The 20,676-nt window shown below is 61.4% G+C and carries 13 protein-coding genes; 3 read left to right on the top strand and 10 right to left on the bottom strand.

Translation table 11 applies throughout. The annotated features are described in order from the left end of the window. Positions 1 to 100 precede the first annotated feature (100 nt). The 9 genes from E1958_RS16255 to E1958_RS16295 all read right to left on the bottom strand — a co-directional run bounded on the left by E1958_RS16255 (position 101) and on the right by E1958_RS16295 (position 13,827). Complete coding sequence (locus E1958_RS16255) at positions 101 to 2,986, bottom strand: WD40/YVTN/BNR-like repeat-containing protein (RefSeq protein WP_133512808.1); 2,886 nt, start codon at positions 2,984 to 2,986, stop codon at positions 101 to 103. Between the two features lie 767 nt (positions 2,987 to 3,753). Next, positions 3,754 to 5,973 carry a RelA/SpoT family protein gene (locus tag E1958_RS16260; protein ID WP_133512809.1) on the bottom strand — a complete coding sequence of 740 codons (2,220 nt, stop codon included), beginning with the start codon at positions 5,971 to 5,973 and terminating at the stop codon, positions 3,754 to 3,756. 94 nt (positions 5,974 to 6,067) lie between these two features. Then, positions 6,068 to 7,309 (bottom strand): DUF1015 domain-containing protein, encoded by a 1,242-nt coding sequence (locus E1958_RS16265; RefSeq protein ID WP_133512810.1) that lies wholly within the window; start codon positions 7,307 to 7,309, stop codon positions 6,068 to 6,070. Between the two features lie 85 nt (positions 7,310 to 7,394). After that, positions 7,395 to 7,811 carry a hypothetical protein gene (locus tag E1958_RS16270; RefSeq protein ID WP_089729144.1) on the bottom strand — a complete coding sequence of 139 codons (417 nt, stop codon included), beginning with the start codon at positions 7,809 to 7,811 and terminating at the stop codon, positions 7,395 to 7,397. Between the two features lie 338 nt (positions 7,812 to 8,149). Then, entirely contained in the window at positions 8,150 to 8,446 is a 297-nt protein-coding gene (locus E1958_RS16275; RefSeq protein ID WP_133512811.1) for a hypothetical protein, read from the bottom strand. Between the two features lie 203 nt (positions 8,447 to 8,649). Then, positions 8,650 to 11,157 (bottom strand): DUF707 domain-containing protein, encoded by a 2,508-nt coding sequence (locus tag E1958_RS16280; protein ID WP_133512812.1) that lies wholly within the window; start codon positions 11,155 to 11,157, stop codon positions 8,650 to 8,652. A gap of 292 nt (positions 11,158 to 11,449) precedes the next feature. Further along, positions 11,450 to 11,812 carry a hypothetical protein gene (locus E1958_RS16285; RefSeq protein ID WP_089729149.1) on the bottom strand — a complete coding sequence of 121 codons (363 nt, stop codon included), beginning with the start codon at positions 11,810 to 11,812 and terminating at the stop codon, positions 11,450 to 11,452. Positions 11,813 to 12,384: 572 nt separating this feature from the next. After that, positions 12,385 to 12,990 carry an aminoacyl-tRNA hydrolase gene (gene pth / locus E1958_RS16290; RefSeq protein WP_133512813.1) on the bottom strand — a complete coding sequence of 202 codons (606 nt, stop codon included), beginning with the start codon at positions 12,988 to 12,990 and terminating at the stop codon, positions 12,385 to 12,387. Positions 12,991 to 13,185: 195 nt separating this feature from the next. Beyond that, positions 13,186 to 13,827, bottom strand: a complete 642-nt coding sequence (locus E1958_RS16295) for a 50S ribosomal protein L25/general stress protein Ctc (protein ID WP_089729153.1) — start codon at positions 13,825 to 13,827, stop codon at positions 13,186 to 13,188. A gap of 297 nt (positions 13,828 to 14,124) precedes the next feature. Between E1958_RS16295 and E1958_RS16300 the strand changes: the two genes are divergently transcribed. Together E1958_RS16300 and E1958_RS16305 are read left to right on the top strand one after the other, a co-directional pair. Next, positions 14,125 to 16,284, top strand: coding sequence for an alpha-amylase family glycosyl hydrolase (locus E1958_RS16300; protein WP_133512814.1), 2,160 nt, complete (start codon positions 14,125 to 14,127; stop codon positions 16,282 to 16,284). Positions 16,285 to 16,807: 523 nt separating this feature from the next. Further along, a complete protein-coding gene (locus E1958_RS16305; protein WP_133512815.1) occupies positions 16,808 to 19,168 on the top strand; it encodes a DNA translocase FtsK in 2,361 nt (786 codons plus the stop codon). A 6-nt stretch (positions 19,169 to 19,174) separates the two neighbouring features. On the opposite strand, the gene E1958_RS16310 is transcribed toward E1958_RS16305, so the two are convergent. Continuing rightward, complete coding sequence (locus tag E1958_RS16310; RefSeq protein ID WP_133512816.1) at positions 19,175 to 19,486, bottom strand: cupin domain-containing protein; 312 nt, start codon at positions 19,484 to 19,486, stop codon at positions 19,175 to 19,177. Between the two features lie 81 nt (positions 19,487 to 19,567). Between E1958_RS16310 and E1958_RS16315 the strand changes: the two genes are divergently transcribed. Then, on the top strand, positions 19,568 to 20,566 hold the full coding sequence (locus tag E1958_RS16315; protein WP_133512817.1) for a zinc-dependent alcohol dehydrogenase family protein: 999 nt from the start codon (positions 19,568 to 19,570) through the stop codon (positions 20,564 to 20,566). Positions 20,567 to 20,676 lie beyond the last annotated feature (110 nt).

Raw genomic sequence — 20,676 nt, forward strand, 5'->3', positions numbered from 1 at the left:
GGTGCCTTTTGCGACACCCTCCAAGGGCGGGGTATCAATCGGATGGGAGTCTTTTTATATAACTGTCATGTTCCAGATAATGGTATCTGAATACAGGCGCTCATCCGGAGCCGATTTTCTTCTGGCCCGTTCGGAGTATCTCCTTGACTATCTCTAGGGCCTGCTCCGTGACGATCTTCGGCGGATGACCGAAATCCACCGACGTGGGACTGAATACATGGGCAAACTGGGACAGATCCATATCCTTACTCATGGCCTCGATGCGTGACAGGTTGGCCAGCGCCACCAGGGCATCCGCACGGGCGTTGTAGAAACCTCCAAGGCGGACATTGTAACGGTAGGAGTTCACCAGGATTTGGGCGAGGAAGAAGGCGATGACCAGGATGGCGAAACGGATGGCATTGGTGGAAAGGTGAAAATAGAGGTCCGCCTCCTTGGCCTTCGCTTCTTCGATCTTGGTATCCCTCAGGGTCTCGATTTCCTGATTCAGGGTCTTCTTTCTCTGCGAATTGGCAGATAGCCGCTGCGTAATCTCCTTGAGCGGTCGGATGAGCCTCGGTTGTCCGACGACCTCGGGAGCAGCGTCGTTCTCCAGATACGCGACGATTTCATCGACTTTCGTCAGCGCCTCCAACTCGGCGAGTGCTTCTGGATAGACGCTGCTCTGAAGCAGGGTCCCCTTGTCACCGGCAATCCAGCCGGTGGTCCCGTCGTCCGAAAATCCCACGGCATAGAGATGTTTGTCCGTTCCGGTTTCTACCAGCGTCCAGGTCTGACCGCCGTCGAGGGTCCGTACCAGAAGGCCGTCAAGTCCGACGATCCAGCCCGTTTTGAGATCCTCATCGAAGTGGACCGCGGTCAACGTTGCCTTAATACCGCTCTTCTGAGATTCCCACGTGTCACCGCCGTCCTTAGTGTGCAGGACCCGTCCCTCCTCGCCGACGACCCATGCGGTTTGACCATCGGCGGCGAGATGAAGACCCTTCAGATCCACGTTTGTTCCGTGTTTGAGTTCTTTCCAGTTCTGACCGCCGTCCTCGGTTCTCAAAATGACGCCCTTCTCGCCGATCACCAATCCCCTGTTTCCGTCTTTCGCCATCCGGATATCCGTAAGATCCTGCTTTACACCGGTCCCGACCAGCGCCCAGCTCCCCCCACCGTCATCGGACACGATCAGGGTCCCATTCGCGCCCACTGCCCAAATGCGCCGGCCTTCGGCATCCATATCGACTGCAAACAGAGTCGCATCGGTGAGCGACGGCGGGGCATCGGGCAAAGAGAAAGACACGTCAGCAGGGTTCCAGCTCTGTCCGCCGTCGGATGTGTAGTCGATCGTCTTGTCTGACGGACGCCAGACAATGCCGCTAAGGCCATCTTGTGCAAAGGCCATATAATTCCACCGGACGCCTTTATCGTGGATGGTTGTCCAGATCTGGCCGGTCCAGATCTGGCCGCCGTCAGTGGTTCGCAACAGGGTGCCTTTGGTCCCGATAATCCAGCCACGCTGTTCGTCTTGGCTGAATTGGATGCGATAGAGCCAAGCATCGGTATCTGTGGGTAGCGGCTGCCAGGTCTGGCCGCCGTCAGTGGTTCGCAACAGGGTGCCTTTGGTCCCGATAATCCAGCCACGCTGTTCGTCTTGGCTGAACCAGATCCTACGGAGCCAAGCATCGGTATCTGTGGGCAGCGGCTGCCAGGTCTGGCCGCCGTCAGTGGTTCGCAACAGGGTGCCTTTGGTCCCGACAATCCAGCCACGTTGTTCGTCTTGGCTGAACCAGATCTGATGGAGTGAAGCTTCAGTCTCTGTCGGCAACGGCTGCCAGGTCTGGCCGCTGTCGGTGGTTCGCAACAGGGTGCCATTATCCCCGACGACCCACGCGCTTCGACCGTCTTTGCCGAATTGGACCGAGTAGAAAGAAGCATCAGATCCGGTATCCATCCACTGCCAGGTTGCGCCGCCGTCATTGCTTCCTAGAAGGACGCCTTTTCCTGGTACGCGTTTTCCTGGTATGGTCCACCCAAAGATCATTCCCCGCCGACCGTCCGGGCTGAATTTGATTCTGTGAAGGTCCGCGTCGGTACCTGTATCTTGCTGCTGCCAGATCTGGCCGCCGTCGGTAGTTATCAACAACGTACTATTCGACCCGACAATCCAGCCATGCTTGCCTCCGGGATCGAAATGGAGATCGCGTAAATCAGCGCGGGTTGCCGTAGGGACACGCTGGAAGCGCTTGCCCGGATCCTTGCTCGACAACAGCAGCCCATCGTTCGCCAGGACCCAGAAACGCCCGCCACTCCAGATCGGAGGTTTACGGAAGTTGATATGGAATGCAGGGTCGGCACCATGGGTTTGGGTCCAGGCGCCGCCCCTGGCTCGCCTGACAAGGACCGTGCCCAAACGCCCCACGGCTGCGGCAACGACGCCTTGCCGGCCTTTCCCATGGGCCACGTCATTGAGCGCCAGGTCCGTGGTCCCATACGGGGAGTCCCAGTCCTCCGGCATCCACCGGGAGGTGTCTTGCTCCCAGCGCAAGATGGTGCCGTCGCGTCCAACCAGCCAACCTTCCGCACCATTCGGGGAAATGGTCAGTGCATTGAAGCGAACTCGGGGCTCGACATTCCGGACCGTCCAGGCAGCACCGCGTCCCCGGAGCCTGTCTCGGAATTTTTCGACCTCGGAGTCGGCCTCTTTCCGGAGCGAACCCGAGTCCTCGTCGAGCGCCTTGATCTCTTTCTGCTTCGTCTCGATATATTGCGCGCGCGCCTCCCTCGCTTGGCTCAGGTCGTAGCTGACGAGCTTGGGGGCCGAGATGACACCGTAAACCGCGGCCCCGAGCACGCCGAAGATCAGCACTAAGAAGCCAATCGAAAGAATTTGCAGGGTTCGCGCACGCCTGTGCAGCCGCTCGACGAGATAGCGGATCCGATTGGGGAGATCCTTGGCGACTGTCCCCGAAAGAAGGGATTGTGCTGCGTCGACGGACACGATTTACCACCAGGAGAAGATCAGGCAAATCCGATTCTATGGACAATCGGGTCAACAGGATAATACAGGAACCCTTTGTTTTAGGTGCTGCTGACATCGAATGGGCATCCGGCAGGGGTGCCCCGACATAAGCTATCTCTGGCTCCCACGCTCCAGAGACTGGGAAAGAATTCGCCCGCGCATCCGCGCCCTGGGTTTCTGCGCATCGGAAGCGCAGAAATCGTGCCCAGGTGCTCGATCGGCGGCGTTTGGCCGCTCCTCGGGCTCCAGGACCAGGGTCGAGCCCGCGTAGGGCGGATAAGCTTGCGCCATCCGCCGTATGCCAGCCCCATCTGTCGGGTGGCGGCCAGGCTCCCTCCTGCGTCGGGACGGGGCCTGGTCTGACCCGACCTACAGGCCGCCATCCGGCGGGTGACGGCGCGCCCACCGCCGCGGCAATCGCAGTGCTTGGCGCACGCGCCTGACCCGCCCTACGGGCTCAAATCCAAAGCGGCGGCGGGCAACTGCCGTTCGACAACACCTCGGTTACCTCGAGTCCCACGGATTTCTGTCACTGCCGAAGTAAAGTTGCCGCCGCACTCCAAAGGGAGGCCCGGTTTTCGATCCGATGCAATAGCAAAGAGCGATTTCCCATGCTCAATGCACTCACAATCTTTTAGTAGCGACGGTCCTTGATCCTGTTGCGTTCATGTGCGTTGATTTGCGGATAAATTTGGGGTACTAGGGGCTGGACACCCGCAAGGGGTGCCCCTACAGGCCGCGGCCGGTCAAGATGGCCGCTTCACTTCCAGCACGTCGGGGACCTGCCGCAGCTTGACCAGGACCTGGTCGAGCTGGGATACGTCCTTGACCTCCACAGTGAAGCGCATGGTGGCCAGGTCCTTGGTGCGATCCGAGACGGTGTTCACGCCCACGACGTCGATCCCCTGGTCCGAGAACACCGATGAGACGTCCCGCAGCAGGCCCTTGCGGTCACCGGCGATAACGAGCAGATCCACCGGGTAGGCGGCTTCGATGCCTTGGTCTGCCCAGTGCACCTCGATCAGGCGGGCCTGCTCCGGCTCCGGCAGACCGAGCACATTGGCGCAGTCGCGGCGATGGATGGTGACGCCGTGCCCCCGGGTGATGAAGCCCATGATCTCGTCATGGGGTATCGGCTTGCAGCACTGGGCCATGCGGGTCATGAGGTCGCCGACGCCCGCCACGACCACTTCCGTGCGATCCGGCACCCGCTGCTTGGCCGGTGTCGATGGCGTGGGCTTGGCAACGGGTCGGTCGTGCTCCTTGATTCCGGGCTCGCCTACCTGACGCGCCACTTGCCCCACCGACACCTTGCCGCGGCCGATGGCAGCCAGCAGCTCCTCCCCCGTGGGGAAGTTGTAGCGGTGACAGATGTGCTCGAGGCGGGGCTTCTCCTCGATCTGGAGTCGCTGCAGCTCTTTCTCCAACAGGGTGCGGCCCAGGTTCCGATCACGGTCGAAGTCCTGCCGTTTGAACCACTGGCGGACTCGGTTGCGGGCCTTGGCTGTCTTTAGATAGTTCTGGTGGGGACTGAGCCAGTCGCGGCTGGGCGCCGCATTCTTGCGGGTAAGGATCTCCACCGTCTGGCCGCTGACCAAGGGCCGATTGAGGGGCACGATGCCGCCGTCGACCTTGGCCCCGCGACAACGGTTGCCGACCTCAGAGTGAATCGCGTAGGCGAAATCCAGCACCGTGGCCCCCATGGGCAGCTCGATGACCTTGGATTGGGGGGTGAGCACATAGACATGCTCCGGCTCGAACGCGGATGCGAAGCCTTCTCCGAAGTCCCCGTCGTCCTCGCCCTCGTGCTTGCGTTCGAGCCAGTCACGCACCGGCGCCAGCCAGCGTTGGAAGGCCGCGTCCTGTTGTTTGTTCTCCTTGTAGGCCCAGTGGGCCGCCACGCCGAGCTCGGCATGCCGGTGCATGTCCCAGGTGCGGATCTGCACCTCGAGGGGCTTGTCTTCGGGTCCGACCACGGCCGTGTGCAGGGATTGGTACAGGTTGCCCTTGGGGGTGGCGATATAATCATCGAACTCCCCAGGAATGTGCTTCCAGAGTCCGTGCACGATCCCCAGGGCGGCATAACAGGAGGCGATGTCCCCCACCAGGATGCGTACCGCCCGCAGGTCGAAGATCTGCTCCAGGTCCAGATCCTTGCACTGCATCTTGTGCCAGATGCTATAGATGTGTTTGGGCCTGCCGCTGATGTCGGCGTCGATGCCGGCCTCGGCAAACCGCTCTTTTAGGGTAGTGATCACTGCGGCGATGAAGGATTCGCGTTCCGCGCGCCGACCATCGAGCCGCTTGGCAATGCGTTGGTAGACATCGGGCTCGAGGTACCGCATGGCCAGGTCCTCGAGCTCCCACTTGATCTGCCAGATCCCGAGCCGGTTAGCCAGGGGGGCATAGACGCGCCGGGTGTCCTCCGCGATCCCGCGCCGGCGCCCGTCGTCCAGACCATCGATGCTGCGCATCAGGTGCAACCGTGCGGCCAGAACCACCAGCACCACCCGGACGTCCTTGGCGATGCCGAGCAGCAGGCGACGCAGATTTTCTTCGTGCTCGTGCCGGTCCTCGGCGGCGATCACCGCGTCCAGATTGGCAAGCTGATCGATGCGGTCGAGGTCTGCCACCATGCCTGCGATACCAGGGCCGAAACGGGCCGCCGGCAGCTCCTCGCCACCCTCCGGTCGCCCGAGACAACCCTTGAGCAGGGCGGCAATCAGGGTATCGGCATCGAGGCGTAGCTGCACCAGGATGTCCGCGGTGCAGAATAGGTGACGGATCTGGGTCTCGCCGGTATCCAAGCCCCGATTGCCGTGGCAACGCACCAATATTTCGCAGGCCTCGGCGAGGCGCTCGCGGTCCTCGCCGGGGTAGCGCTCGGGTAGGGCGTCGAGCCAGTACCGGGCAGCCGCGGCGGCGTCGCGCTGGTCTCGGTTGAGGGTATAGACGGGTTTGACCATGGGTCAGTGGGCTTGTCGCCCGCGGCTGAAGCGTTCCCGTGGTACGGACGGACCCGCGTCACAGACGCGGTCCCAGTTGCGGCTATAACCGGGTTCAGTCGAGCAAGTGACTCACCAGGCCATCGGCCAACTTGGGCTCGAACCAGGTCGATTTGGGGGGCATCATCTTTCCCGCATCCGCTACCGCCATCAGATCTTCCATCGGGGTCGGATACAGCGAGAAAGCGACCGCCATATCGCCCGCGTCCACCTGCGCGGCAAGCCAGTCGAGGCCACGGCTGCCGCCGACGAAACCGATGCGGTCGTCCAGGCGCGGGTCCGAGATGCCGAGTATGGGCCCGATGACATTGTCCTGGAGCAGGCTCACGTCCAGCCGTCCGACCGGATCCTTCCGGGGAATGCGGCGCGCGTCCAGGGTAAGGCGGTACCAGGCGCCGTCCAGATACATGCCAAACTCCGCGTGGCGGGCCGGTGCAACAGGCATCGGACTGGGTTCTACCTTGAAGGAGGGCCGCAGCCGGCTCATGAAGGTCTCGGCCTCGAGTCCGTGCAGGTCCTTTACTACCCGGTTGTAATCCAGGATCTGCATCCGGTCATGGGGAAAGATGACGCTCAGGAAGTAATTATAGGATTCATCCCCCGTATGGTTCGGATTGACGGCCTTGCGGGCCACGGCCACCCGGGCGGCCGCGGCGGAGCGGTGATGACCGTCCGCGACGTACAGACCATCGAGCTGCTCGCAGGCCGTGGAGAGCCGCTCGATGGTGGCCTCGTCATCCACCACCCGAAGCTCATGGCGCACGCCGTCCTGGGCCCGGATATCGATGGCCGGTGCCGAGGTGCTCACCGCAGCCAGGATATCGTCGATGGCGGCGGTGCGCTTGTAGACCAGAAAGACCGGGCCGGTTTGGGCATCGAGGGCATCGATCTGACGCACCCGGTCGTCCTCTTTGACCGGCCGCGTGAGCTCGTGCTTTTTGATTCGATCCGCCTCGTAGGCGGCCACGGAGGCCACTGCCACCAGGCCGGTCTGCATATGCTCGCCCCTGGTGAGGCGATAGACGTAATAGCAGGGCGCCGGGTCCCGGATCAGCACCCCCTCAGAGCGCATCCGATCCAGATTCTCCCGGGCCTTGGCATAGACCTGGGGGGCATAGGGGTCCGTATCCTCCGGCAGGTCCACCTCGGGCCGCGAGATGTGCAGAAAGCTGTGGGGCCGGCCTGTGACCATCCGGCGCGCTTCCTGAGCGCTCATCACGTCGTAGGGTGGAGCAGCCACATCCGAGGCCCATCCGGGGGCCGGGCGCAATCCGGCGAAAGGTTTGATCAGGGGCATGGTGATACTCCTTCAGATTCCGGGATCTTGTTCTGATCGATCCGTCGATACGACCTAATTCCTTAGCTGGTCAACAACGGATAAATCAGTCCTCGTTTTGCTCACCACCCTTGCGATAACCATAGGCGTATCCACCCAGCCCTGCACCCACCACGGCTGCTGACAACTTGATCAACTCAAGCACGACGTCGGGTTGCTTCAAATACAGGGTGAACGCCGCGAACGCCAACACCGCAACTACCAGAAAGATGCCGAACCATATGTTGTGCTTGTGTGTCGTTAGATGCGACTGGTGTAGCAGACGTTGTGCCTCAAGCTGAGCATCGACGGAATGCTTCACCTCTTCCACATAGAGTCTGTTTTCGTCCTTGCGCAGCTCGATATCCTCGCTACGAATCTGCAGCTCCCGTTCCTGCACGGCAAGCAGCCGGTTAATTTCCTCCCTGCCAGGAAGATCGGAATCCATCGGCTCTTCGGCGCTGATTTCGCGTGCTTCGTTCATCCTATTGGCCTCCCCATTGGTTTCCGCGGTTTCCTATAGGTCACGGAAACCGCACCAAAGGTGCCGTCACCTAGTTTGGGCGGAAGAAAACGCGATTCGCGAATAGCGTCCGGCTCGCTCGTGGCCAATCGCAAAAATGCCTGTGGCGATACGATCTCCCGGCGCACCGGTACCAACCGCCTGAAGCGATTGACTTTTCCGCGCAGTCTTGGTCGTGCCGCAGGTGGTTTTAGTCGCGTCATGGTAAGGATCCTCAAGTTATCGGCTTATCTCCGCGAGTACGGGGAATGGGCCACAACGCCAGCATCCGAGTTAGTTCAGCAGGTATACGTCTGACGCTAACGCATCGACAAGCAAGCCTCGCGGCGCACTTCTTCGGCGATGGTAGTACGGAATTCGGCGATGGAAAGGGGACTCATGATCGCTGCCAAACCGGAAACGACAACAATGACTGGTGACAACACCAAGAGTATCGGACTGCGTAGGACCATGGCACCGATCAGGATCAACACCATCCGCCCCATAAGTTGGATACGCAGCGTGTTTACCTCGGGATCGTCAAGGGGTTTCAGCGCCGGAGGCGGCGGCAGCGCGGCTAAGGTCTTGCGCGCGACAGCAACACGCAGCCAGGTCACTTTGTGAGCAAATCGGATCACCGCGTTTAGTGAGGATCCGCGTGATTCGTAGTTTCTCCGCTTGTTTGCCGACCGTAACGCTTAGAGGCTGTCTAAAAACTAACCTATTGATTTTAAGCCAGTAGGCTGGGTCGAGGGACGAGATTCGGCAAACCACACTACCACAAAAAAACTGGGTTTCGTTCCTCAACCCAGCCTACCGCCTACGGTCCTTTTTTAGACAGCCTCTTAGGCCCCGAGACCTCATGAAAGCCGGCATCCGCAGCATAGGTTTGTTGCAGATGACGGTACTCCAACAAGGGGAATATGTTCTGTTGCCGCAGCATCTCATAGAAGGCGCCGCCTTCGAGATCGATCGGTTTTGTGTGCCGGGCTACGATCTGGTCGACGACCGCCGCCTTCCCGTCCAGCTGCTCCTTGACGATCTTTGACAACGCGATGTCGAGCCCCCAGCCGCTCACGGTTTCGTTGAACAGGTGGGCTCCGGCCTCCAGGGCACGGCGGGAAATCAGCGGCATCATGATCTCGACCCCATTGACGTGGCGCACACCCTGCCGACCACGGGTGAAAAACACGGGGTGACATCCGGGCGAATCGGAAGCAAGGCTCGGTTGCGCCAGATCCAGGTCCTTCTCCTCCGCAATGGCGAACAGCTCGCCGATCTCGGACTCCTGGATATGGAGGTCGTCATCTAGTAGCAAGACATAGGCGTATGCCTTAAGGATATCCGGCCAGCCCTGCAGTAGGCCATGAACGGCCGTAAATTTGGTGCCCGGAAGCCTGCCCTGCTGTTGAAACTCGATCTGGCAGGGCAGTTGGCCGATATGGGTCGCATCATAATGATTGACGATCAGGTCCCAAGTCTTTGGACGCTCCGATAGCCAGTGCCGGTGAACCGAGCCCGCCCCGCACTGGAGAAAAACCGCATACCGATTGGCAGTCAAGCGCTCGTCGCGCAGCAGCCGCATGTGGGTCTGCGCTCGGTAGGATTCCTGAAGGGAGACGAGGACTTCCGCATTGCGGTAGGCGCCGGGGGCAACCGCTTTCCCGCTTTCGGCAAAGTGGCGAGGTGCCTCTCGCGGCGAGCAGGTGCCGCCCTGTGCTGCCAGATAAAGGGAGGTCTGAAAGAGCGGATGCGGGTCCCTGTTCTCCGTAGCGGCCGTTCGCAAATAATGTTCCAGGGGATTGGCCCCCTCGTTCGCGACCTCCGGGTTTTGCGCCCTGTACCAGGCGCAATCGAACAAAGGGTGCGGGTCACGTCCTTCGCGCGCGCCCTGCTCCCAAAAGTGCACCAGGGGATTGACTCCCATGGCTGCCACATCCGGGTTGCGGGACAGATACCAACCGCAATCGAACATCGGGTTCGGGTCGCGCCCTTCTTGCCATCCGGCGACCAACCAGTGCAACACCGGGTTGATGCCGGCGAGGACAAGCTCCGGATTGCGCCGCAGATACCAGGGCAGATCGAACAGCCCAGAGGCCAAGAGCGCATTCGCGATCCTGCGGATACGGAGGCGCTTTGCCAACCGAAACCCTAGTGACCACCAGAGTAGCTTGGGTATCGCCGCCAAGCGCCGCACACTCGACGGGTACTTGTCCTCGACGGCATGGAGCGGTCGCGTAAGCTGCCAGGCTGCCTTGGATTGGATTGCATTGAGCCGATAGAGGAGCTCATTTCGTCTCTGCGCCAACCGTTCGTAGCCCGCTTGTTTGGCTGCAATCTCCGCCTGCAGGGCCGCGAGGTCGGCGTTCCGGGCGGAAACCTCTTCCTCTAAATGTTTTATTCGCTGCCGTTTGTCCTCTAATGCCGACGCGGGCCCCTCCCAGGCCATGACCTGATCCAGAACCTTCGTTCCCCGGTCGATCTCCCTGCGAATAGCATCCAATCGCTGTTGTGCCGCACGCCGGTCCCGGTCATGCTCCAGCTCACCGAGCGCGGTGTAGGTTCGCCTCACCCAATCGGGAAGCTGCTGCATGATCTCCTGTGTGTTCACAGCGACCGCATGGTGCCGATGTTCCTCCCGGAGAAAGTGATCGATGTCCGTCTCGACAGCCGCCCCGCTGCGCGGCCAGACGAGACTCAGCGCGTCCGCGAGCTGGTCCATTTCCGACCGCCAATCGCGCAGCAACCCATCGTAGGAAAGGAAGGCGCGGGTTAGTCCCCGGGTAGCCGACTCCCCCTCCAGCACATAGCGCAACCAGAGCAGGTAGGATTTCGAGTAGCTGAAGCCGTCGCGCACCCGGAGCGACTCCGCCACCTCCCGCGGGTGCCGAATCGGCAGAACACACTTGACCTTGGCGCCGAACTCATCCAGGACCCGGCTCCAGAAGGGCAGCAGACGGCAGTTGCGTGGGTCCTTCCACACAAAGCACTGCGACCTGGGAAAATTTTGCCGGAGCATCTTTATGGCGCGGTCCTTAAAGGGACCCTTCGCCACCACATCCAGACGCTCCGGGGCGATGGGATGCCAATCATCCCAGTGCGAACCCAAGGAGGTAAGCAGCTCATCGTTCATACGATAGGCATCTATTGACTCCCAGAATCCCAGCGCATTGTTGTCTGTAGCCGGCGGCATCAGACGCGGCGGCAAATCCGCGCCCAGCAGGTTGATGACCCGGGTCAGCGCCGAGGTCCCGCTGCGGTGCATGCCCAGTACCAGGATGGCCACCGGGGATACGGACTGGGCGAACGGGGTAGCCAGGCTATTCATTCCCTGTTGTGTATGGTCCGTATCGAGGTGGCCTCAGCGGCAATGCCATTAAGTTAGCTGTTGGCCGCTGATCGTGGTGGGTTGGAATACGCAAGAGAAAACGACGAAGCGCGCGAATCCGTTCGTGAGGATTCGTAGTTTTTTCGCTTACTTTGTCGACCGGTAACGCTTAGTATCGGTTCAAAAACAACGTGAACAAATGTCCTTCGTTGCATCCTCTTAGATGCATATTGATCATCGCTGAGATGTTCAACTTGTTTTTGAACCGTGGCTTAACTTAATGGCATCGATCTCAGCGGTGTTTCTTGCCGACGTTCTCCATGTGGTGCAGCCAGGCGCGAAAGGCCCCGAAAGGTTTTCCTAAGGTACCGCGCCGGCCGCGGAAGGTGCCGAAGCACCGCTCGTCGTCGTCGCCGAAACGGGCGGAGCCCACCGCCAGAAAGCCGAGGACGAGGAACACGTCCAACACCAGTGCCGCCACCAGGATGACGGAGTTAAGGACTATGTTGTGACGCCACCATTCAAGCAGGAGCTGGTGGTATTCGAGGACGGCCCAAACGGTCGCGAAGAGCAGCACCAGGGCCAGCACGGAGAACAGATCCGCCATGTGTTCATGGGCGCGGGAGAAATTCTTGATTTCTTTACAGACGGTCATGGCGTAATCCTCATTCGGGCTTGGGCTTGATGCAGACTCTTAGAGGCTGTCTAAAAACCAACACATTTTCGGCTGGCTCCCCAGGCTCCAGCGTGGGAGCAAATCCCGACGCTCCAGCGTCGATTAAGCGCCTCGGTAGGCTAACCGCCAACGCCGATCAGCACAGAGGAGCTGAGTCCGCTGGAGCGGACACAACGGCGTGAGCGTGGGAACGAGCGCGATACCTCCGGGACTGCACATCGGCGCCAAGGATACGTGTTTCCCGGACTATTGGTAAACCGTTGGGGCGAGTGCGTATAACTTTCAGTTTCCAGCTACCAGTCACCAGCTACCAGTCGCCAGCTACCGGTCGCTGGCAGCCAGCCGCTGAAGCTGGCGGCTGATGAACCGCGAAGGACGCGAAGATTTTTCGTCGGGGCATCCCTTGCAGGTGCCCATGCAGGTGCCCAGCCGGGTGGTTCGATATCGTCGCTTTTCCCATACTCAATCCGACTTGGATTGTCCCGCGGTCAACAGCTGTCCTGGCGAGCCGGATTCCGGCACAGCTGTTCTTCTTCTGTACACAATTGACCTTATTTGGGTCGTCCACCGGTTATTGGTCTGCTATGAAGCCGGTTCATGGCAATTTGGAACTTACCCGCCAGCGTTTCGGAAAGACACTGCTCCGCTTGGTCCAGGGCATCCCGGATCCGGCCCTCATCATCCCTGGAGGCCCGGCTGAGGACATAGCTCACGACCTCTGACCGATCTTCGGGATGATCGATACCGATACGCAGGCGCCAGAAGTCTGGGGTATTGAGCGCACTGATGACATCTCGCAATCCATTGTGCCCGGCGTGTCCGCCTCCCTGCTTCAGCCGCAGGGTCCCGACCGACAGATCCAGCTCATCATGCGCAATCAATACCTGTTCGGGAGCAATATCGAAATAGTGGACTACCGCAGCCACGGATTGCCCGCTTCGGTTCATGAAGGTCATCGGCTTGAGGAGCCGCAGGTCCCGCCCCGAGATGAGGAGCCGACAGAGGAGTCCACGGAACCTGTTCTCGATCCGGAACCGACCGCCGTTGCGCGCGGCAAGGGTATCCACGAACCGGTAGCCCACGTTGTGGCGGGTCGATTCGTACTCTGGCCCTGGGTTACCCAGGCCTACGACCAGCCTTATTCCCTTCCCGGCCATGTTGCGTATCCGCCGGTCTTCTCCGATTTCGAACCGCAAAGAGGCCAAGGACGCAAGAACACGATCAAAAACGTTTCTGCGATCAGCATGCAGCGAGAAATCCGTACCATTTTCGTGCACGTAAGCGCATGAAAATAAAGTAATCTGCGGATAAAGCTCACCCGCACGCCCTTTGCGCCTGTGCGGTTCCCGGCGTCAAGACTGCGGCTCGGTGGGCTCGGTGCCTTCTCCCTCCTCGTCGCCCGCTTCCGCCTCTTCTTCTTCGTGGATCTGGGCACCATGGATGATCACGACGGGCACATCCGGGTCCGGTGCGTGGGCGAGTGCCACTCCCTCAGGCAACGGGATCTTGGATAGATGCACGATGTCCCCGATCTCCATTTCCAGCAGATCGACCTCGATATTCCGGGGCAGATCCTTGGGTAGGCAAATGACCTCGATCTCGGTGAGCTTGCGGGAGACCATGCCACCGAGCTTGACTCCCTTGGTATTGTCTTCATTGAGAAAATGCAGCGGTATCGTCTTGCGAATCTTCTCCAGCGCACGAACACGCTGAAAATCCACGTGCAGGATGAAGGGCCTTGCCGGATGGCGCTGCAGATCCTTGATGACGACCTCCTCGGTTTTATCTCCCACCTTGAGGTCCAGGACCTGGGAGTAAAACGCCTCGTATTCCAGGTGCCGAACCAGCTCGTTATGGACCAGACTAATCATCTCCGGCTCCCGATCCGCACCATAGATGATGGCCGGCACCAACCCCCGGCGACGCAGGCGGCGGCTCGCACCCTTTCCTGCGTCCTGACGGAGTTGCGCATTGACCTCAAACTTAGCGCTCATGTTATCTTCTCCAGCTCGATTGCATTGCCAAAACACACCCTTTGTCCCGCGACCAGGACATCGGCACTGTTCCGCCTGGTTGTTATTGCAGCCTGCTCCGCAACCAGCATACGCAGCCGTTTCCGCTCGTCGTCGGGGCTTGCTGGCGAACGGGTTGGGGCGCGTTGCTCAGGCATGGCGCCAGCCTACACATGCAACCTGCTGCTTGGCAAGGGGTCCTCAGTAGTTACCGCAAATCAACGCAAATGGATCAAGCGACCGAATGATTCCTGCTGCACCTTCATCGGAGTCCATGCGATGCCTGATCTGATCGTTCGCTTCAGAAAACCCGCCGATTGGGCCGACAGTGTTCACATCCATTACTGGAACACCCACCCTCAGGGCCATAGCTCGACCTGGCCGGGCGTTCCCATGGAACAGGTGGACGGCTGGTTGACCTATCGGTTCCAAGGCGTCGCAGCGGCCAGCTTCGTCTTCAATGACCTCCAGGGCCGTCAGAGCGGCGATCTGCATCGGGATCGCAGCGGTTGGTACACGGAGAACGGCCGCTGGTACGACCAACCACCACAGTCGGCGGCATCCGCCCCAGGCGAGTCTTCGCCGCGGCCCAAGCCTAAGGCGGCACCGCGGATCAAGGCGGAAACCACCGGGCGGCCCGACTTCCGTGCGGAGACCATCTATTTTTTGCTCACCGCCAGATTTTACGACGGTGATCCATCCAACAATTTCTTCTGCCGCGACCGCATCCGATTCAATGCCGCCGGTCAGGCCACGGATCCCCATTGGCGCGGGGATTTCAAGGGATTGATCCAGCGCCTGGACTATATCCGCGACCTGGGGTTCAGCGCCATCTGGATCACCCCACCCATCGAGAACCGTTCCGGTCTCGACTACCACGGCTACCATGGCTACGACTGGACCCGGATCGATCCGCGGCTGGAATCGCCGGACGCCCGCTATCAGGATCTCATCGACGCGGCCCACGCCCGGGGCATCAAGATCATCCAGGACGTGGTCGTCAACCACTCCTGCCAGTACGGCATCCGCGGCCAGGTGTGGATCGACCACCTACCGATCAAGTATTACGTCCCCCAAGGCTCGGAGCCGGGCCGGATCGACCATGGCCCCTACCAAGGCAGCCTGGGCAACTACGCTTGGCCGAACCGGGACGACGTCGACAACCCGGTCGCCCCGGCCTGGTATCGGGAGCGCCATACCCGGGATCCGGAAGGCATCGAGCCCCTGGTCGATCCCAAGACCGGCGAGACTCTGCCCAAGCCCGGCTATGACCCCGGTCGCTTCTTCGGGATCGACGCCAACACCCTCGACCCCGAGTGGTATCACCAGGAGGGATTCATCTGCGGTGGGGATTGGGAGAGTGCCCACCCGCTGCAACACAAGCACCTCGCCGGCGACTGCATCGACCTCGCCACTGAGCGGGAGAACGTCAAGGACTACATCATCGGCAGCATCAACCGCTACCTCGACATGGGGGTCGATGCCTTGCGGATCGATACCGTCAAGCACCTCGAGCGCGACAATCTGCTCGAGTACGTCAATGCCTGGAAGGCCCACAAACCGGGGTTGTTCGTGTTCGGCGAGAACCTGGTCAAGGGCTATGGTTGGGGCGACCTGGGCGGCGGCGACAACGGGCCCTCACAGATCCGTCCCTGGTGGTACACCCGCCTCGGCCACGACCCGCGCGACCCCAGTACCGGGGGCGATTCCGGCTTTCCCCAACTCGATTTCGGCCTCTTCTCCACTTTCCGCGACAACCTAAGCCGCGGCAGCTTCGAGGGCGTCGCCCGGGTGCTGGAGATGGACTGGATCTACGGCAACGCCACCGAGCTCGTCACCTTCCTGCAGAACCACGACGTCGGCCCGGACAACGACTTTCGCTTCCGCTTCAAGGGCGAGCAATGGATGGCCGCGGCCGCCTACAACCTCCTGTGGACGGTACGCGGCATCCCCTGTCTCTACTTCGGGGAAGAAATCGAGTTCATGAAGGGCGCGCCCCAGGACGTCATCGGCAATGACGACACCCTGGAGACGACAGGACGCGCCTACTTCGGCGACTACATCGACGATGCGCACATCGCACAGACCCAAAACCACCCGCTCTACCGACATATCCGGCGCCTCAACCGGATCCGTGGGGCAATCCCCGCCCTCCAGAAGGCCCCCATGAGCCACCTCGCCGAGTGGGGTTCCGGCCTCTCTTTCGTCCGCGATTGGAATGACGGCGAGAGCTACGCCGTCGTCGGACTCACCATCGGCGGCGGTCAGGACATCCGCGTCGAGGGCGTGCGCGACGGCATCTATCGGGATGCGGTCACCGGCAATGAAAGCACGGCCCGCGGCGGAAACCTCTCGTTTCATGTCAAGGGCAACTCCGCCGGTATCTATGTCCTCGGGGGTCCGGGCAAGATCGGTGAGGATGGCGTCTATCTGCGCTGAGGGGTTTTCAGCAATCCTGAATGATGCGGTTCGCCGCCTGCCGCTTGTCTGCCGGGCTTTTCCCATCCCTGGGGGTAGGTAGGCCCGCACCGGCAGGTGTGCTTGGGGCGGTGGGCAGGCGCTCACCGCATCCTACACCCAAAGTGAGGTCCGCACAGGCGGGCCACGCGTTAAGTGTAGGTTGGGTTAGGCGCGCTGTTCGATCCTGAAGCCCAGTGACAGGGCTGAACGCGCCGTAACCCAACACGCCGGACTGGTCCCGACGCAGGAGGGATCTTTTCCTACAACCAACGCCAAATAACCCAGAACCGCGCCCGGACCGGCACGGCGCCGAACGCGGCGTAACGCAACCCGACGCTCGGATCCATTTTAACCAGACAGCTTCTCAGATCGCTGGCAGCTGAAATCAGCTTGCTTAACCGACGGAGATTTATCCCCGCTCGCCCTGGCTTATCTTTCCTTGATTACAGGAAAAAGCCTCTGTAAGGTTGTAATATCCAAAGGGATACCAGGGGACTAACCTGTGGCTCAGGCAACTCGGGTCGGGACGCTGACCTTCAGCGACTATCTGCAACGCGGCATCCGTGAAGGGGCGCTGTGGGCCCTGCTGTGCGTGGCGCTTTATCTACTGCTGGCCCTGGTGACCTACTCCCCCCAAGATCCGGCCTGGTCCCACATCGGTTACGGCGACATCGTGACCAATGCGGGCGGCAGGGTCGGCGCTTGGTTCTCCGATATCGCGTTTTATCTGTTCGGTATTTTGTCCTTTTCTATCCCGGTTATGGTCGCCTGGAGCGGCTATCTGATCTTTCGCAAGCCGGAACCGGAGCCCGAGATCCGACTCCACAAGTTGGCGCTCGGCTGGTTCGGCTTCTTGTTCGCCCTGGTCGCGGGCTGTGCCTTCGCAAGTATCTACCTGCCGGCGCTCGGGGCCGAATTACCGAACGGGACCGGGGGCGGGCTGGGGTTGCTCCTCGGGGACAGTATGATTTTGGCCTTTGGCCCCAAGGGAACAACTGTGTTCCTATTAGGGTTGTTCCTCGCCGGTTTCAGGCTCCTCACGGGGATCTCTTGGCTGGCGGTGCTGGATACCTTGGGGGGCTCCGTCCTGGCTCTTATGCGGTGGGTAAAGGACGGGACCTGGTTTCCGTTATGGCGCCGTCGGTCCCCGGCGGATGGCGAGGAAAGGGACGAACCTGTCTTGCCGGAGGCCCCGGAGCTATCTGAGTCTTATCAACCGGAGATGCCGCCGGTCGCCGAGCCCGGTCCCCCTCCAGAACAGTCGAAACCAGAGCGGTCGAAACCCGTCACGGCAGCTGCACCCGCGGCAGCGCAGGACGGGCCCCAGCTCGAGGGCTCCCAGTTTCTCGGCGAGGGGAGGCCTCCGTCCCTGGAGCTCCTGGACCCGCCCCGCAAGAGCGGTAAGGGTTACACGGAGGAGATGCTGGAAGATCTCTCGCGCCAAGTGGAGGCCAAGCTTGCGGACTTCGGTGTCGTCGCGGAAGTGGTCGCGGTGCATACGGGGCCGGTGGTTGCTCTGCTGGAGCTTCAGCTTGCGCCCGGCACCAAGGTGAGCAAGATTACGGGTCTCGCTAAAGACATCGCGCGGGCGCTGTCCACCGTGAGCGTGCGGGTGGTGGAGGTCATACCGGGCAAATCCGTCATCGGCCTCGAGATCCCCAACGAGCACCGCGAGACCGTCTTCCTGAGCGAGGTCTTGACCTCCCCGACCTATCAGGATGCCAAGGCGCCTCTGACCTTGGCCATGGGTACCGATATCGCCGGACAGCCGGTGTGCGCGGACCTGGCCCGCATGCCCCATGCCCTGATCGCCGGCACGACGGGCTCGGGAAAATCCGTAGCCATCAATGTGATGATCCTGAGTCTGGTCTACAAATCCACACCGAAGGATGTGCGCCTGATCATGGTGGACCCCAAGATGCTGGAGCTCTCGGTCTACGAGGGCATTCCCCACTTGCTCACCCCCGTGGTCACGGACATGAAGGAAGCGGCGAGTGCCCTGCGCTGGTGCGTCGCAGAGATGGAACGCCGGTATCGCCTGATGGCCCAGCTCGGCGTGCGCAACATCGCCGGCTACAACCGCAAGGTCGCGGACGCGGAGGCGGCCGGGGAGCCCATCCCCGATCCCCTGTTCGTGACCGAGCCGGGCGGATTGGGGGTAAATGAGACCGAGGCGGTGCCTCACCTCGCCCACCTCCCCTACATCGTAGTCATCATCGACGAGCTGGCGGACATGATGATGGTGGTGGGCAAGAAGGTAGAGGAGCTCATCGCACGCCTGGCGCAGAAGGCGCGGGCCTCGGGAATTCACCTGCTGCTCGCGACCCAGCGCCCGTCGGTGGACGTGCTTACGGGCCTGATCAAGGCCAATATCCCGACGCGCATGGCCTTCCAGGTGTCCTCGCGGATCGATTCGCGGACCGTCCTCGACCAGATGGGGGCCGAGCACCTCCTTGGGTGGGGCGATATGCTTTACCTTCCCCCCGGCACCAGCATTCCCCAACGGGTACACGGCGCCTTCGTAGACGACCAGGAGGTGCACCGGGTTGCGGAACACCTCAAGCGAGCGGGGGCGCCGGACTATATCAACACCGTTCTGCAGGATACGGGAGAGGCCATTCCCGGCATCGATCCGGACTCCTCCGGTGGTGACACCGAGGACCAGGATCCTTTGTTCGACGAGGCGGTCCAGTTCGTCACCGAGACCCGCCGCGCCTCCATTTCGGGCGTGCAGCGCCGGCTCAAGATCGGCTACAACCGGGCCGCCCGGATGGTCGAGGAAATGGAGCGCATCGGCCTGGTCGGTCCCGCCGAGACCAACGGCAACCGGGAGGTCTTGGTCCCGCCGCCACCTGAGGCTTGACCTTGATCATGTGGTCCGTATCGCGTCCAGGCTGACCACGGGTTCGTCCCCTACCACTTCCGCACTATGGAGGACATGTTTCGGAACCGCCAGCAAGTCACCTGCCTCCAATATCGCGCTGCCCCCCTGCAAATCCATGCGGAAACGCCCTGAGAGAACGCCGTCGATCTTGTCGACCCCGTGGTCGTGCTCCGGGAAGCGCGTCCCCGGAGGATAGACGTACTTGCTGACGGTGTAGCCGCGGGCCTGGAGCTTACGGCGCATGTTGGCCTCGGTGAGCTCGCCGTCGCGCGCCGGATCCCAGTGTTCGATTTGCATAGTGTTTCTCCTGGTCGGAATATTGCCTGTCGAGATTCAAGGGGCGCTACCCATGAAAGCATAGGCGACGGAGGCAAGACAATGAAAGTGATCGAAATGCGCAAAACCGGCGAACCTGAGGCCCTGACCCTGACCGAACGGGCGGTACCGGCGCTCTCCTCACCCACCGGCCTGTTGGTACGCCTGAAGGCAGCCGGGATCAATCCTGTCGATACCAAGCTCCGCGCGCGCGGGGTGTTGGTGCCGGACGGTCTGCCGGCAGTGCTCGGTTGCGACGGCGCCGGGGTGGTGGAGGCCGTCGGTGAGCGGGTCTCGCGCTTCAAGCCCGGCGACCCGGTCTGGTTCTGTCACGGAGGTCTCGGCGGACCCGAGGGTAACTATGCGGAGTATGCCTTGGTGGACGAGGGCATCGCCCAGCCGAAGCCCCGTACCCTCGACTTTATCCACGCCGCCGCGGCCCCCCTGGTCTTGATCACGGCCTGGGAGGCCCTCTACGATCATGCCGACCTGGCTGAAGGCAAGCGAGTGCTGATTCATGCCGGCGCCGGGGGGGTCGGGCATGTGGCGATCCAGCTAGCGCGGCTGGCCGGTGCCCGAGTATGCACTACGGTCAGCAATCCACGGAAGGCGGAACTGGTACGGGCGCTCGGTGCCAAATGCGTGATCAACTACCAGGAGGAAGACCTGGTCGCAGCGGTCATGGATTGGACCGGGGGTAAGGGCGTGGACATGGCACTCGACACCGTCGGGCCGGCGGTCTTCGCCCAAACCGTACCGGCCATGGCCTACCGCGGTAACCTGGTTACCATCCTGCAGCCAGGCCCGGATCAGGACTGGAAGGAGGTCCGCGGCCGCAATCTGCGTATCAGCTTCGAGTGGATGTTGGCACCGATGCTGCGCGAACAGCCCGCTGCGCGCGCACACCAAGGGGAGATCCTGCGCCGCTGCGCCCAGTGGATCGACTCCGGCGAGCTCCGCATCCAGGTCTCCGAGACCTTTCCGCTCAAGCAGGTCGCCGTCGCCCATAATCGTATCGAGGCGGGCCATACCGAGGGTAAGTTGGTGCTTACCATGGAGTAGGGTGGGCTGTGCCCACCGGATAGGCGTAGGGTAGGTTGTGCCCGCCGGGCAGGCACAATACTTGGTGGGCACAGCCCACCCTACGGGTCCAGTTCGCCGAATCGCTCTTG

The organism is Candidatus Thiosymbion oneisti (genome assembly GCF_004359955.1).
GTDB classification, from domain to species: domain Bacteria; phylum Pseudomonadota; class Gammaproteobacteria; order Chromatiales; family Chromatiaceae; genus Thiosymbion; species Thiosymbion oneisti.

Excerpts from the sequence above, each read along its gene's own strand:
- pth (WP_133512813.1), bottom strand. The coding sequence starts at position 12,990 with ATGGCCGGGAAGGGAATAAGGCTGGTCGTAGGCCTGGGTAACCCAGGG.
- E1958_RS16270 (WP_089729144.1), bottom strand. The coding sequence starts at position 7,811 with ATGAACGAAGCACGCGAAATCAGCGCCGAAGAGCCGATGGATTCCGAT.
- E1958_RS16285 (WP_089729149.1), bottom strand. The coding sequence starts at position 11,812 with ATGACCGTCTGTAAAGAAATCAAGAATTTCTCCCGCGCCCATGAACAC.
- E1958_RS16260 (WP_133512809.1), bottom strand. The coding sequence starts at position 5,973 with ATGGTCAAACCCGTCTATACCCTCAACCGAGACCAGCGCGACGCCGCC.
- E1958_RS16300 (WP_133512814.1), top strand. The coding sequence starts at position 14,125 with ATGCCTGATCTGATCGTTCGCTTCAGAAAACCCGCCGATTGGGCCGAC.
- E1958_RS16265 (WP_133512810.1), bottom strand. The coding sequence starts at position 7,309 with ATGCCCCTGATCAAACCTTTCGCCGGATTGCGCCCGGCCCCCGGATGG.
- E1958_RS16295 (WP_089729153.1), bottom strand. The coding sequence starts at position 13,827 with ATGAGCGCTAAGTTTGAGGTCAATGCGCAACTCCGTCAGGACGCAGGA.
- E1958_RS16310 (WP_133512816.1), bottom strand. The coding sequence starts at position 19,486 with ATGCAAATCGAACACTGGGATCCGGCGCGCGACGGCGAGCTCACCGAG.
- E1958_RS16280 (WP_133512812.1), bottom strand. The coding sequence starts at position 11,157 with ATGAATAGCCTGGCTACCCCGTTCGCCCAGTCCGTATCCCCGGTGGCC.
- E1958_RS16315 (WP_133512817.1), top strand. The coding sequence starts at position 19,568 with ATGAAAGTGATCGAAATGCGCAAAACCGGCGAACCTGAGGCCCTGACC.